Here is a 14,147-nt window from a genome sequence, read left to right on the forward strand (position 1 = left end):
GCTACTCGCTCGGAAACGTCACCGCTTCGATCCGGTTGCCGTCGGGATCAAAGACGAAGGCTGCATAGTAGCGGACGCGGTCATGCGGGCGCAGCCCCGGCGCGCCGTCGGATGCGCCGCCTGCGGACAGCGCGGCGGCGTGAAACGCGTCGATCTCGGCCGTCGTCTTCGCCCGCAGGCAGATGTGCACGCCGCTCTCGGCCGGCACGCGCGCCATGCCCTCGCGAAGATTGATCCAGAACTCCGGATAGGCCTTGCCGAAGCCGACCGTCCGCGGCCGCGTCACGAGACGCGTGAGGCCAAGGATTGCGAGTGTCGCCTCGTAGAATGCCGCTGAGCGATCGAGATCGCTGACGCCGACGGAGATGTGGTCGATCATGCCCCTGCCCTCTCCTCGCTCTCCGCTGTCATCGCCCGGCTTGACCGGGCGATCCAGTACTCCGAGACGGTAGCGATTGAACCGACAGGCCGCGGCGTACTGGATACCCCGCTTTCGCGGGGTATGACAGTCGTTGTGGGTCTCACGCCGGCGCGCCCGATTTCACGAGCTTGTAGATCACCGAATCCATCAGCGCCTGGAACGAGGCGTCGATGATGTTCGGGGACACTCCGACCGTAGTCCAGCGGTCGCCGTTCTCGTCCTCGCTCTCGATCAGCACGCGTGTGACCGCGCCGGTGCCGCCATTGAGGATACGCACGCGGTAATCGATCAGCTTCAGGCCCTCGATGTATCTCTGGTACTTGCCGAGATCCTTGCGCAGTGCCACGTCGAGCGCGTTGACGGGACCGTTGCCTTCGGCCGCCGAGATCAGATGCTCGCCGGCGACGTCGACCTTGACCACCGCGAGCGCCACGGTGACGCGCTCGCCATGCGAATTGTAGCGCTGCTCGACATTGACGTCGAACTGCTCGACCTCGAAATAATGCGGCACCTTGCCGAGCGTCCGGCGCGCCAGCAGCTCGAACGAGGCATTGGCGGATTCGTAGGCATAGCCCGTCGCTTCGCGCTCCTTCAATTCCTCGACGAGACGCGTCAGCTTCGGATCGCTCTTCTCGTAAGCGATGCCGGCGCGGTCGAGCTCGGCGATGACGTTGGAGCGGCCGGCCTGATCGGATACCAGCACCTTGCGGTGATTGCCGACCGTCTCGGGCAACACATGCTCATAGGTCTGCGGGTCCTTCAGCACGGCGGAGGCGTGGATGCCGGTCTTGGTGACGAAGGCGCTCTCGCCGACATAAGCGGCATGCCGGTTCGGCACGCGGTTGAGCATGTCGTCGAGCGTGCGCGATACCTTCACGAGGGTCGCGAGCTTCTCTGCGGTGACGCCGATCTCGAAGGCGTCCGCAAACTCCTTCTTCAATTTCAGCGTCGGGATCAGCGAGCAGAGATTGGCGTTGCCGCAGCGCTCGCCGAGACCATTCAAGGTGCCCTGGATCTGCCGCGCGCCGGCGCGCACCGCCGCGAGCGAATTCGCCACCGCCTGCTCGGTGTCGTTATGGGCGTGGATGCCGACATGGCCGCCGGGGATGTGCTTGGTCACCTCGGTGACGATGGCCTCGACCTCGTTCGGCATGGTGCCGCCATTGGTGTCGCACAAGACCACCCAGCGCGCGCCGGCCTCATAAGCGGCCTTGGCGCAGGCAAGGGCAAAACTGGCATCTTCCTTGTAGCCGTCGAAGAAATGCTCGCAGTCGAGCATGACTTCGCGGCCCGCCGCCTTCGCCGCCGCGACACTGTCGCGGATCGAGGCGAGGTTTTCCTCTTTCGTCGTTTCCAGCGCGACGCGCACCTGGTAGGCGGAGGATTTTGCCACGAAGCAGATCGCATCGGCTTTCGCCTCGAGCAGCCCGGCGACGCCGGGATCATTGGAGACCGAGCGCCCTGCCCGCCGCGTCATGCCGAAGGCGGTGAAGCGCGCATGATCGAGCTTGGGCCGCGTCGCGAAGAACTCGCTGTCGAGCGGATTGGCGCCGGGATAGCCGCCCTCGACATAGTCGATGCCGAGATCATCGAGCATCGCCGCGATGATCTGCTTGTCGGTCAGCGTGAAGTCGACGCCGTTGGTCTGCGCGCCGTCGCGCAGCGTGGTGTCGAACAGATAGAGGCGCTCTTTGCTCATTGCGGCGCTCCGAGCGTCTTTTTCATGGTTGTGTTGGCGAGCCACTCGTCGTTGACGGTGACGCTGTTGCGCCGCTGAGCGGTGTAGCCGCGCTTGGCGAAGAAGTTTTGCGCGGTGTCGCTGGCGTCGACGGTCAGAGCCGTCGCGCCGCGGCTGCCGGCGAGCTTCTCCAGCGCATCGACCAGCATGGTCGCGATGCCTTGCCCACTGACGGCCGGATGCACGTAGAGCATGCGGATGTGATCGGTGCCGCGCAGCGAGGCGAAGCCGACCGGCGAGCCTTCCAGCGTCGCGATCAGGGTCAGATCGGTGGCGAGGTGCTTGCCGAACTGCTCGTCCTCCGCCGCTTCCATCCAGGCCTGCTGCTGCGCCTCGCTATAGTCGTCGCCGGTCAGCTCCTCGATGCTGGCCGTGAAGATCGCGGCGAGCACCGGCACGTCCTCCGGCAGGAACGGCCGCAAGCCGGGCTTTGGGTGTGCTTGTGCCATCGTGTTCACCACATCCCATAGAGTTTCAGCGCAATCGCCACCGCGGCGCCGAGCAGCAGGATCTTCAGGGCGATGTAATACAGCCAGTGCCGCGGGAAAGGCGTGTCGGGCCGCTTCATCGCGCAATCTCCCAGGTCGTGCCGTCCTTGGAGTCCTTGATCGCAACGCCCATCGCGGCCAGCAGATCGCGGATGCGGTCGGACTCTTTGAAGTCCTTCCGACCGCGCGCCGCCGTCCGCTCCGCGATCAGGCGTTCGACCTCCACGGCATCGACGCCGCTCGCCCGCTGCTTGCGGCCTTCCCATTGCGCGGCGCTTTCGGAGAGGAAGCCGAGCAGCCGCAGCGATCCCGCCAATGCAGCGGCATCACCGCGCAAGCCGTGCAGGGCTGCAATCGCGAGCGGCGTGTTGAGATCGTCGAGCAGCGGCTCGACCGCGGATGCCGCCGGCTTGCCGGGTGTAACGTCGGCCGCGACGCGATACCAATCGTCGAGCGTCCTGGCGCTCTCCTCCAGCGACTTCATGGTCCAGTCGATCGGCGAGCGATAATGCGTCTTCAGCATGTTGAGGCGCAGCACCTCACCCGGCCAGTCCTGGAGCAGCTCGTGGATCGTGATGAAGTTGCCGAGGCTCTTCGACATCTTCTCGCTCTCGACCTGCAGGAAGCCGTTGTGCATCCAGTAGTTCGCCATGCGCTCCTGGTGGAAGGCGCAGCAGGTCTGCGCGACCTCGTTCTCGTGATGCGGAAACACGAGATCGATACCGCCGCCGTGGATGTCGAAATGCTCGCCGAGATGCTTCCAGGCCATGGCCGAGCACTCGATGTGCCAGCCCGGGCGCCCCTCGGCCTTGATGCCGGCCGGCGACGGCCATGACGGCTCACCCGGCTTTGACGGCTTCCACAGCACGAAATCGGTGGCATCGCGCTTGTAGGGCGCGACGTCGACGCGGGCGCCGGCAATCATCTCGTCGAGCGAGCGCTTCGACAGCGCGCCATAGCGCGGCAACGAGGCATTCGCCGCGTTCATCGCCTGCGGCGAGAACAGCACGTGGTCCTCGGCGGCATAGGCAAAGCCGCCCTTGATCAATCTCTCGATGATCTCGCGCATCTCGCCGATATGCTCGGTCGCGCGCGGCTCGACGCTCGGCCTGAGCGCACCGAGCGCATCGACGTCGGCGTGAAACTGCTTGCCCGTCTGCTCGGTGACCTTGCGGATCGCCTCGTTCAGCGGCAGGCCGGGGAAGTCGCGCGCGGCGCGATCGTTGATCTTGTCGTCGACGTCGGTGATGTTGCGGACATATTTGACGTGCGCCTCGCCGTAGAGATGGCGCAGCAGCCGAAACAGCACGTCGAACACGATCACCGGCCGCGCATTGCCGATATGGGCGAAGTCGTAGACGGTCGGTCCGCAGACATACATGCGGACGTTCTTCGCATCGAGCGGCACGAAGGTGCGCTTTTCCTTCGTCAGCGTATCGTAAAGGCGCAATTCCATAGGGATACCCGTCGTGGTGCCGAATGCGATTTGAAGTTCCTGCAGCGATAGCAGCAAGCTCGACCAGGAACTTCAAATCGCAGGCGGCACAAAACCTTTATTTCTTGGCAACGGTCCGGTTCTCGCATTCGCAAACCCATTTGCCGCGAGACCATACGAATGCGAGAACCGGACCGTTGCGCGGCCGGGCGTCCAAGGCTCTCAATGCTTTTGAGAAAAGACGGCTCCAGCCAGCGAATCGCTAGCTCGTAATCTCGCGGCAAATGGCGCAAATGGCGAGGAGACCGTTCATGCGGGAACATATGGGCCATGAGGCCGCCCTGCGTCAAGGGAGCCGCGAAGATGCCGCTTTATTTCCGCAAAGCGCGGCCTCCCGCCTTGACGGTTCGTCATCCTTAACCTTTTGAGACTATTCAGAAGCTGGCGGTTCCCTAAAGCCCCGGTATTTTCATGCGATCGATATTTGCGCTCATTTCCTGCGCCTCCATCCTTGCGCCATCCAGCGCTTTGGCTGAGACCCGCGTCTTCATCATCGCCAACCAGGCGGACGGCTACGGCATCGACCAGTGCCTGGCCAAGGGCGACAAATGCGGCGCACAGGTCGCGCGGACCTATTGCCAGTCACGGGATTTTGCCCAGGCCTCGAGCTATCGCCGGGTCGATCCCGACGAAATTACCGGCTCTGTCCCCAAAACCGGCGCAAACTGCTCCCATGGCCATTGCGACGAATATGTCGCAATCACCTGTCAGCGCTGAATTCGCTCGGAGCTGGCGTACCTTAGGTCCGATCCTTGGCCCTTGAAACGACGTGACGATGCCGCCGGAAGCGGCTATGGGAGGGCGCGCTTTGGCCCTCCAAACTCACGTGGAATGTCACATCGGGCCGTGACCTCGCTAGAATGGCGGATATGCCTGAATTTCTGTCTCTCTCCCGTGCCCGCTCCCTCCTTGCCTGCACCGTGCTCCTCGGCACTGTCGTGCTCGCCAACGGCGCTTTCGCGCAGGCTGGCCCGCCCGGTCCGCCACCGCAGCCCGGCCAAAACGGACTCGGGCCGAATCCGATGTGCTCGCGCCTGGAAGGCCAGCTCGCCGCGCTCGATCGCGGCGGCGGTGGTGGCGACCCCGCGCGCGAAGAGCAGATCCGCCGCTACCAGGATTCACAGGCCAAGCAGCAGGCCGAGCTCGACCGCGTCACGATGCAGGCCAAGCGCATGGGCTGCGATTCCTCGGGTTTCTTCTCGCTGTTCAACGGCCAGTCGGCGCAATGCGGTCCGGTCAACACCCAGATCCAGCAGATGCGCGCCAATCTGGACCAGATCACCGGAAATCTCGAACGCCTGCGCGCCGGCGGCCCCGGCGGCTTCAACCCGGAGCGCGACAATCAGCGCCGCTCGGTGCTGGCAGCGTTGGCGCAGAACAATTGCGGCCCGCAATACGCCAATGCCGCGCAGTCGCAGGGCGGCGGCAACTTCCTGAGCAATCTGTTCGGCGGCAACAACAATCCCAACAATCCGCAAGGCGTGCCGCCGGCCGATCTCGGCCCGCAGTCGGGCACCTATCGCACCGTATGCGTGCGCACCTGCGACGGCGCCTATTTCCCGATCTCATTCGCCACCGTGCCGGCACGCTTCGCCGACGACGAGAAGACCTGCAAGGCGCTGTGCCCGGCCGCGGAAGCTGTGCTCTACACCCATCGCAATCCCGGCGAGGACATGAACTCGGCCGTGTCCACCGCCGGCCAGCCCTACACGGCGCTGCCGACCGCGTTCAAATTCCGCAGCGAGTTCAACCCGTCCTGCTCCTGCAAAGCCGCGGGCCAGACCTGGGCCGACGCGCTGAAATCGGCCGACGACAAGGCCGCCGCGGAGCAGCAGGGTGACATCATCGTCACCGAGGAGAGCGCCAAGAAGATGCAGCAGCAGCGGCTGAACAAGGGCGCGCCGCAGCCTGCCAACGCCAAGAAGGGCGCGGCGCCCGCGCCGGCGACGGCCACTGCGCCTGCGGCAACGCCGCCGGCGGACACCGCCGCGGCTACTCCGAGTTCAGAGAACAAGCCGATCCGCTCGGTCGGCCCGGCCTTCCTGCCGCAACAGCAGAAATAGGCCCTCATCCGTCATGCCCTGCGAAGGCGGCCGCCTTCGCGGTTACTACTCACCCTCGCGGCTCCACGGGAAGAGATTGGCCGGGAAGTCCGCTGCGTAGCGCTTTCCCCTCGGGCGCGGCGGCAGCGCGTCCGGTGGATTTGGATTCGGCTCGACCACCCGCCGATAGAGGTGCCAGGTGGCGTGACCGAGCACCGGCAGGACGACAGCGAGACCGACGAAGAACGGCAGCGAGCCGATCACGAGCAGTGCCGCGACGATGAGGCCCCATCCGGCCATCGCAACCGGATTCGCCCCCACCGCCCGCAGCGACGTGCGGATCGCGTCGATCGCAGTCGCATGCCGGTCGAGCATCAACGGAAACGACACGACGCTGACGCACAAGGCGACTACCGCAAACAGGAAGCCGACACCGCAACCGACGATGATGAGCCACCAGCCTTCCGGCGTCGTCAGCACGCGCGTTGCGAAGTCGGGAATGCTTGCGGCCGCCGCGTGACCGAAGATCGTGACATAAATTGCGTTCGCGACACCGATCCAGGCTCCGAACAGGACCAGCAGGAGCACGCCGAGTTCGACCATCGCACCGAACGACGGTGCGCGCAGCACCTTGATCGCATCCCATGCATCGACCTCCTCGCCACGCTCGCGACGGCGACTGAGTTCGTAGAGACCGATGGCGGCAAATGGGCCGATCAAGGCAAAGCCGGCGGCCAGCGGAAACAGCAGCGGCAGCACCGAATAGCCGAGGACCATCCTGAACAGGACGAGACCCAGAACGGGATAAATCACGCACACCACGATCGCGTGGCTCGGCATCGCCTGGAAATCCTCCCAACCCAGGCGCAGGGCCTCGGTCAGGTCCGACCAGCTGATCTTGCGAATGGGATAGGAGGCCGCTTCGCCGAAGACGTGCCGCCTGATGTCGTGGGAGTACAGAATGGCCATGAACGGACCCTCCCGTGCTGAAAATCGCGGTTTTCGATCACACGCGCTTTTCAGCCACGCGTGTCCGCCTGACGAGCAGGAAACGCGAGGGGTCGGGTACGGCAACCCAGGTTCCGCGAAAAGAGCCTGGCCGGACGGAACCCGTCGCGACCTGCCTCGCAAGCTTAGCGCGCGCGGAGCGCGGCTGCACTCACGGTTGGGTGAATTGTGCACCGGCACGGATTTGTGCGTTGCGTTACCCAGACCCAGCATGCGCCTCCAGCACCACGTCGGGTCACCTACATTGCTCTATTGACGCCGGATTAGGCTGGTATCATTTTAGACATGGACGCCCTTAGTGTTGATGGTCGCGAGCGTTCTCTTGATTTCGCGACCGGAGGAATGGGCGAGGCAAGAGGCCGGCGATGGCATAGATGCCGACTTAAAAAGGCCAGCCATCGCGACAGACATGAGCTCCGCCCTGGATTCGTATCCGTAGCCTTCGATGGCGAGGATGGATCAGGATGGCTGTCGCACTGATACTGCTTCTGGTCGCGATCGGCTCGGTGCTGTTTCACCTCTACAGCCCGTGGTGGTGGACGCCGATCGCCACGAACTGGGCCTATATCGACCACACCATCAACATCACGTTCTGGATCACCGGCTTCGTTTTCGTCGCGGTCATCGCCTTCATGGCCTATTGCATCTTTCGCTTTCACCACAAGGACGGAAGACGGGCTGACTACAATCCGGAAAACAAAAAGCTCGAATGGTGGCTGAGCGTCGGGACCGGCGTCGGAGTCGCGGCCATGCTGGCGCCCGGGCTCGTGGTCTGGCACCAGTTCGTGACGGTGCCTGCGGATGCCACCGAGGTCGAGGTCATGGGCCAGCAATGGCAATGGAGCTTCCGCCTTCCGGGCAAGGATGGACGGCTGGGCACATCCGATGTCCGCAACATCGCTTCCGACAATCCGATGGGGCTCAATCGTGACGATCCACACGCGCAGGATGACGTCGTGATCGAGAACGGCGACCTGCACCTTCAAATGGGAAAGCCGGTCAAGGTTCTCCTCCGCTCGGTTGACGTCCTGCACGATTTCTACGTGCCCGAATTCCGCGCCAAGATGGACATGGTTCCTGGCATGGTGACCTATTTCTGGATAACGCCGATCCGAACTGGAACGTTCGACGTTCTGTGTGCGGAGCTTTGTGGCGCTGCTCATTATCAGATGCGCGCCAAGGTCATCGTCGACGAAGAGCGCGAATATCACGCTTGGCTGGAGCAACAAAAGACGTTCGCCGAATTGTCGCCGGCAAAAGCCGTCGTGAAGGCGACGTACCAATCCGGCGGCAAGTAGCAAGCTGCCGCCGCGAAGATAGATCGGGTGCACGAGGCCGACGCCTCACCCCCGATGGAAACGACCGAGGAGGTTTCTATGGTCGATATTCCATATGAAGGGATCGCAGGCATCCCGCCTGCCGAAGTACCTGATGTCGAGCTCTATCATCCGCGGAGCTGGTGGACACGGTATGTCTTCTCGCAGGACGCCAAGGTGATCGCCATTCAGTATTCGCTGACGGCCACGGCCATCGGGCTGGTGGCCCTGGTGCTGTCGTGGCTGATGCGGCTGCAACTGGGATTCCCCGGCACCTTCTCTTTCATCGATGCCAACCAGTACCTCCAGTTCATCACCATGCACGGCATGATCATGGTGATCTATCTGCTCACCGCATTGTTCCTGGGCGGCTTCGGCAACTACCTGATCCCGCTGATGGTCGGCGCCCGCGACATGGTTTTCCCTTATGTCAACATGCTGAGCTACTGGGTCTACCTGCTCGCGGTCCTGGTGCTGGCCTCGACATTCTTCGTGCCTGGCGGCCCCACCGGCGCCGGCTGGACGCTGTACCCGCCGCAAGCAATCCTCTCCGGCACGCCGGGGCAGGATTGGGGCATCATTCTCATGATGTCGTCCCTGATCCTGTTCATCATCGGCTTCACCATGGGCGGGTTGAATTACGTGGTCACGGTGCTCCAGGCGCGCACCCGCGGCATGACGTTGATGCGCCTGCCCCTGACGGTGTGGGGCATTTTCACGGCGACGGTCATGGCATTGCTGGCATTCCCTGCGCTCTTCGTTGCCTCGGTCATGCTGCTGCTCGACCGTCTCCTGGGCACCAGCTTCTTCATGCCCTCCCTCGTCGAGATGGGACAACTGTCGAAATATGGCGGCGGCAGCCCGCTGCTCTTCCAACACCTGTTCTGGTTCTTCGGCCATCCCGAGGTTTACATCGTCGCCCTGCCCGCCTTCGGCATCGTCTCCGATCTGATCAGCACGCATGCGCGCAAGAACATCTTTGGTTACCGCATGATGGTCTGGGCGATCGTGGCCATCGGCGCGCTCAGCTTCATCGTATGGGCGCACCACATGTATGTGAGCGGCATGTTCCCGCAATTCGGGTACTTCTTCGCGACCACGACGCTCATCATCGCCATCCCTACCGCGATCAAGGTCTACAACTGGGTGCTGACCCTGTGGCGCGGCGACATTCATCTGACCGTGCCGATGCTGTTCGCCCTCGGCTTCATCATCACCTTCGTGAACGGCGGCCTCACCGGCCTCTTCCTCGGCAACGTCGTCGTGGACGTGCCGCTCTCGGATACCATGTTCGTGGTCGCCCACTTCCACATGGTCATGGGCGTGGCGCCGATCATGGTCGTGCTGGGCGCGATCTATCATTGGTACCCCAAGGTCACGGGGCGGATGCTGAATGAGGTTCTGGGCAAGTTTCACTTCTGGGTCACCTTCCTCGGCGCCTACCTGATCTTCTTCCCCATGCACTATCTTGGACTGCTCGGGGTTCCGCGCCGATATTTCGAACTCGGCGACGCCGCGTTCATTCCGCCTTCGGCCCATTCACTGAATGCTTTCATCTCCGTGGTGGCGTTGACCGTCGGCTTCAGCCAGATGGTGTTCCTGTTCAATCTTGCCTGGAGCCTGTTCAAAGGTGAGGCCGCAGGCGGCAATCCGTGGCGGGCGACGACGCTGGAGTGGCAGACGCCGGAGACGCCCCCCGGGCACGGCAACTGGGGCAAGGAGCTCCCGATCGTGTACCGCTGGGCCTATGACTACAGTGTGCCCGGCGCCGCGGAGGACTTCATTCCACAGAACCAGCCGCCACGCGCGACGCAGCTCGTTCAGGGAGCTGCTTCGTGAGCGCCATCATCCTGTTCCTGGCTGTGCTTGCGATGATCGCCGGATGGTGGCTCTCGCAGCAGCGGCTGACGGCCAAGCCTTGGCTGGAGGAAGGCCCGGTCGGTGACTTCCCCGGCGGCGATAGCATGTCCTGGCCGGCAGCGAAGGTCGGACTTGGCGTGTTCCTCGCCGTCGCGAGCGCACTATTCGTCCTCTTCATCAGCGCCTACTCGATGCGCATGACCGTGGTGGACTGGCGGCCGCTGCCGGTCCCGCGGCTGCTGTGGGTCAACACGGGCGTCCTGGTTCTGAGCAGCATCGCGCTGCAATGGTCGTACGTGGCTGCCGGGCGAGACGACACCGAGAACGTCAAGATCGGCCTGCTCGCCGGCGGAGCATCTGCCGTGATCTTCCTCGCCGGACAGCTCCTGGCCTGGCAACGGCTCGGGGCTGCCGGATATTTCGTGGTGTCCAATCCGGCGAATTCCTTCTTCTATCTGTTGACCGCGGTGCACGGGTTGCATCTGGCCGGTGGCCTGGTGGCGCTCGGGCGAACCTCGGCCAAGGTGTGGCGTGGTGCCGAGATCGCCGAGATGCGATTGAGCGTGGAGCTGTGCGCCATCTACTGGCATTTCCTGCTGCTGGTCTGGCTTGTCCTGCTCGGGCTTCTCACGGGCTGGACCGACGATTTCGTCAACATCTGTCGCCAATTGCTGAGCTAGGGAGGCGAAAGCAGATGGCTGAGACCGTACTGACACATTCGAGCCAATCGCCTGCGCGGCTTGAAGGCTGGCGCGGTATCGCCGCCGATTGGGCATCCGATCAGCGCGCTTTCAAAAACGTGTCCTGGGGCAAGGCCATGATGTGGATCTTCCTCCTCAGCGACACCTTCATCTTCAGTTGCTTCCTGCTCTCCTACATGACGGCACGCATGTCGACGACCGTGCCGTGGCCGAATCCTAGCGAAGTCTTCGCCCTCAATATCGGCGGCAACCACATCCCCCTGATCCTGATCGCCATCATGACCTTCATCCTGATCAGCAGCAGCGGCACGATGGCGATGGCCGTCAATTTCGGCTACCGCCGCGATCGGGTCAGAACCGCGGCCTTGATGCTGGTCACGGCGGCGTTCGGCGCAACCTTCGTCGGAATGCAGGCCTTCGAATGGACCAAGCTGATCATGGAGGGCGTCCGGCCTTGGGGCAATCCATGGGGTGCACCGCAGTTTGGTGCAAGCTTCTTCATGATCACCGGCTTCCACGGCACCCACGTGACGATCGGCGTGATCTTCCTGATCGCCATTGCGCGGAAGGTCTTGCGCGGCGACTTCGATCTCGAGAGGCGCGGCTTCTTCACGAGCCGCAAGGGCTATTACGAAATCGTCGAGATTATGGGCCTGTACTGGCATTTCGTCGATCTCGTGTGGGTGTTCATCTTTGCATTGTTCTATCTTTGGTGAGGTCGGCGCATGACAAACGCGGCGGTACACATGGAAGGTCAACTCCACGCTCCGGCCCACGGCGCAGCCGCAACAGCAGCCGTGCACGCCAAGGGGCAGCAGCACCCGATCAAGCTCTACCTGGTCGTCTGGGGCTGGTTGTTCGTCCTCAGCACGGGCTCCTACCTCGTCGACTACTTTGGCCTGCATGGCTATCTGAGGTGGACGCTGATCCTGCTGTTCATGATGTTGAAGGCGGGCCTGATCGTCGCCGTCTTCATGCACATGGCCTGGGAGCGGCTGGCCCTCACCTATGCCATTCTGCTGCCACCGATCGCGGTGCTGGTGTTTGTGACCATCATGGTTCTCGAATCCGAATACACCCACTTGCTTCGGGTGCTATTCTTCGCAACCCCGTCGTAGCAGTACGCGAGCTGCACCCCGCTCGGCTGTCATGCCCCGCGAAGGCAGGGGCATCCAGTACTCTGCGGCGGGAATTGGTTTTCGCAATGTCCGCCGCGGAGTCCTGGATCATCCGCCTTCGCGGATGATGACGGCGTATTGTAGGCGACAGCGTTGGCCCACGTGCCGCGGTGTCTCCTACCCCTCGAACGCGTCGATCGACGCCTTGCTGCCGCGCGAGACCAGCGTCTCGTCGGGCGCGGGCAGCTTCTCGCCTTTGTCGCGAAAGCGGTTGGTGATGGGATAGCGGCGGTCGCGGCCGAAATTCCTCGCCGTCACCTTCACGCCGGGTGCGGCCTGGCGGCGCTTGTATTCGGCGACGTTGAGCAGATGGTCGATGCGGGTGACGATCTCGCGGTCGAAGCCGGCAGCGATGATCTGGTCGAGCGGCTCCTCGCGCTCGACCAGCCGTTCCAGCACGGCATCGAGCAGGTCGTAAGGCGGCAGCGAGTCCTGGTCCGTCTGGTTCTCGCGCAGCTCCGCCGTCGGAGGACGCGTGATGATGTCGGGCGGGATGACCTCGCCCGCCGGCCCGAGCGCGCCATCCGGTCTCCAGCCGTTGCGCAGGCTCGCAAGCCGAAACACCTGCGTCTTGTAGATGTCCTTGATGGGATTGAACCCGCCGTTCATGTCGCCATAAAGCGTGGCATAGCCGACCGACATCTCCGACTTGTTGCCGGTCGTCACCACCATCAGCCCGGTCTTGTTGGAAATCGCCATCAGGAGCGTGCCGCGGGTGCGAGCCTGGAGATTTTCCTCGGTGATATCTGGCGGCAGGTTCTTGAAGAGGCCGGACAGGATCGTCTCGAAGCCGGTCACGGCTTCGGCGATCGGAAGCACTTCGTAACGGATGCCGAGATGGCCCGCGAGCTCGCCGGCGTCGGCAATCGAGTGCGCTGCCGTGTAGCGATACGGCAGCATCACGCCATGCACCTGATCGGCGCCGAGCGCGTCGACCGCGATCGCGGCGCAGAGGGCGGAATCGATGCCGCCGGAAATCCCGAGCAGCACGCCGGGAAAGCCATTCTTGCTGACATAGTCGCGCAGACCGAGCACGCAGGCAGCGTAGTCGGCGCGGTCGCCTTCGAGCTGCGCCGCAATCGGACCGGTGCAAAGCCAGTCGTCCCCGTTACGCGCGAAGCGCAGCGTGGTCATGCTCTCCTCGAACGCCGGCAGTTGCGCGGCGAGCGAGAGATCGCCGTTGAGCACGAAGGACGCGCCGTCAAACACCAGCTCGTCCTGGCCGCCAACCTGGTTGAGATAGACCAGCGGCAGGCCGCTCTCGGTGACGCGCGCCACCGCCACCGACAGGCGCACGTCGTTCTTGCCGCGGGCGTAAGGCGAGCCGTTCGGCACCAGGATGATCTCGGCGCCAGTCTCGGCCAGCGTCTCGACCACGTTCTCGTAATCCTCGGACTCCTCCAGCCAGATGTCCTCGCAGATCGGCACACCAATGCGGACGCCGCGCACGGTCACAGGGCCAGCCGCGGGCCCTCGCGAAAACAGCCGCTTCTCGTCGAACACGCCGTAATTGGGCAGGTTGCATTTGAAGCGAAGCGCGGCGATGCGGGCCGCCGTCGAGCAGCGCGCAGGCATTATGAAGCCTGCCGTCCTCGATCCAGGGCGTGCCGACCAGCATCGCGGGGCCGCCATCGGCGGTCTCGCGCGCCAGCGCTTCGATCGCGGTGCGGCAGGCGGCCTGGAACGCCAGCTTCTGCACCAGATCTTCCGGCGGATAGCCGGCGATAAACAATTCCGGAAACAGCACGAGATCGGCACCGTCGGCTTTGGCCTGCGCGCGCGCCGCCCGTGCCTTGGCGGCGTTGCCCTCGATATCGCCCATGGCCGGATTGAGCTGGGCGAGCGTGATCGCGAATGCGTTGAGACGTTCGGTCATGGGACGCTCGCTGTCGCGAGACGC

At 63.6% G+C, this 14,147-nt stretch carries 12 protein-coding genes and 1 pseudogene; 7 read left to right on the forward strand and 6 right to left on the reverse strand.

Translation table 11 applies throughout. The annotated features are described in order from the left end of the window. Position 1: 1 nt before the first annotated feature. The 4 genes from ACVWY3_RS14480 to cysS all read right to left on the reverse strand — a co-directional run bounded on the left by ACVWY3_RS14480 (position 2) and on the right by cysS (position 4,103). Positions 2–379, reverse strand: coding sequence for a VOC family protein (locus ACVWY3_RS14480; protein WP_456839051.1), 378 nt, complete (start codon positions 377–379; stop codon positions 2–4). Positions 380–521: 142 nt separating this feature from the next. Continuing rightward, complete coding sequence (gene cimA / locus ACVWY3_RS14485; protein WP_456839052.1) at positions 522–2,120, reverse strand: citramalate synthase; 1,599 nt, start codon at positions 2,118–2,120, stop codon at positions 522–524. Then, positions 2,117–2,608 carry a GNAT family N-acetyltransferase gene (locus tag ACVWY3_RS14490; RefSeq protein WP_456839053.1) on the reverse strand — a complete coding sequence of 164 codons (492 nt, stop codon included), beginning with the start codon at positions 2,606–2,608 and terminating at the stop codon, positions 2,117–2,119. The genes cimA and ACVWY3_RS14490 overlap by 4 nt, the downstream gene beginning before the upstream one ends. 115 nt (positions 2,609–2,723) lie before the next feature. Beyond that, complete coding sequence (gene cysS, locus ACVWY3_RS14495) at positions 2,724–4,103, reverse strand: cysteine--tRNA ligase (RefSeq protein ID WP_456839054.1); 1,380 nt, start codon at positions 4,101–4,103, stop codon at positions 2,724–2,726. Positions 4,104–4,553: 450 nt separating this feature from the next. On the opposite strand from cysS, the gene ACVWY3_RS14500 reads away from it, so the two are divergent. Both ACVWY3_RS14500 and ACVWY3_RS14505 read left to right on the forward strand, forming a co-directional pair. After that, a complete protein-coding gene (locus tag ACVWY3_RS14500; protein WP_456839055.1) occupies positions 4,554–4,859 on the forward strand; it encodes a hypothetical protein in 306 nt (101 codons plus the stop codon). Positions 4,860–5,002: 143 nt separating this feature from the next. Next, positions 5,003–6,205 carry a DUF2865 domain-containing protein gene (locus ACVWY3_RS14505; RefSeq protein ID WP_456839056.1) on the forward strand — a complete coding sequence of 401 codons (1,203 nt, stop codon included), beginning with the start codon at positions 5,003–5,005 and terminating at the stop codon, positions 6,203–6,205. 45 nt (positions 6,206–6,250) lie between these two features. Here the strand turns inward: ACVWY3_RS14505 and ACVWY3_RS14510 are convergent, their stop codons facing one another. Further along, entirely contained in the window at positions 6,251–7,153 is a 903-nt protein-coding gene (locus ACVWY3_RS14510; RefSeq protein WP_456839057.1) for a DUF2189 domain-containing protein, read from the reverse strand. A 503-nt stretch (positions 7,154–7,656) separates the two neighbouring features. On the opposite strand from ACVWY3_RS14510, the gene ACVWY3_RS14515 reads away from it, so the two are divergent. The 5 genes from ACVWY3_RS14515 (at position 7,657) to ACVWY3_RS14535 (ending at position 12,187) form a co-directional block, all read left to right on the forward strand. Beyond that, positions 7,657–8,490, forward strand: a complete 834-nt coding sequence (locus tag ACVWY3_RS14515; RefSeq protein ID WP_456839058.1) for a cytochrome c oxidase subunit II — start codon at positions 7,657–7,659, stop codon at positions 8,488–8,490. Between the two features lie 78 nt (positions 8,491–8,568). Further along, complete coding sequence (locus ACVWY3_RS14520) at positions 8,569–10,347, forward strand: cbb3-type cytochrome c oxidase subunit I (protein WP_456839059.1); 1,779 nt, start codon at positions 8,569–8,571, stop codon at positions 10,345–10,347. Continuing rightward, positions 10,344–11,048 carry a cytochrome c oxidase subunit 3 gene (locus ACVWY3_RS14525; RefSeq protein WP_456839060.1) on the forward strand — a complete coding sequence of 235 codons (705 nt, stop codon included), beginning with the start codon at positions 10,344–10,346 and terminating at the stop codon, positions 11,046–11,048. The genes ACVWY3_RS14520 and ACVWY3_RS14525 overlap by 4 nt, the downstream gene beginning before the upstream one ends. Before the next feature lie 14 nt (positions 11,049–11,062). Beyond that, positions 11,063–11,785: a heme-copper oxidase subunit III family protein gene (locus tag ACVWY3_RS14530; RefSeq protein ID WP_456839061.1), complete on the forward strand. Its 723-nt coding sequence runs from the start codon at positions 11,063–11,065 to the stop codon at positions 11,783–11,785. 9 nt (positions 11,786–11,794) lie between these two features. Continuing rightward, on the forward strand, positions 11,795–12,187 hold the full coding sequence (locus ACVWY3_RS14535; protein ID WP_456839062.1) for a cytochrome C oxidase subunit IV family protein: 393 nt from the start codon (positions 11,795–11,797) through the stop codon (positions 12,185–12,187). A gap of 177 nt (positions 12,188–12,364) precedes the next feature. Here the strand turns inward: ACVWY3_RS14535 and ACVWY3_RS14540 are convergent. Beyond that, positions 12,365–14,123, reverse strand: a pseudogene (locus ACVWY3_RS14540) (NAD+ synthase). Between the last annotated feature and the right edge of the window lie 24 nt (positions 14,124–14,147).

This window comes from Bradyrhizobium sp. USDA 4486, from assembly GCF_054057995.1.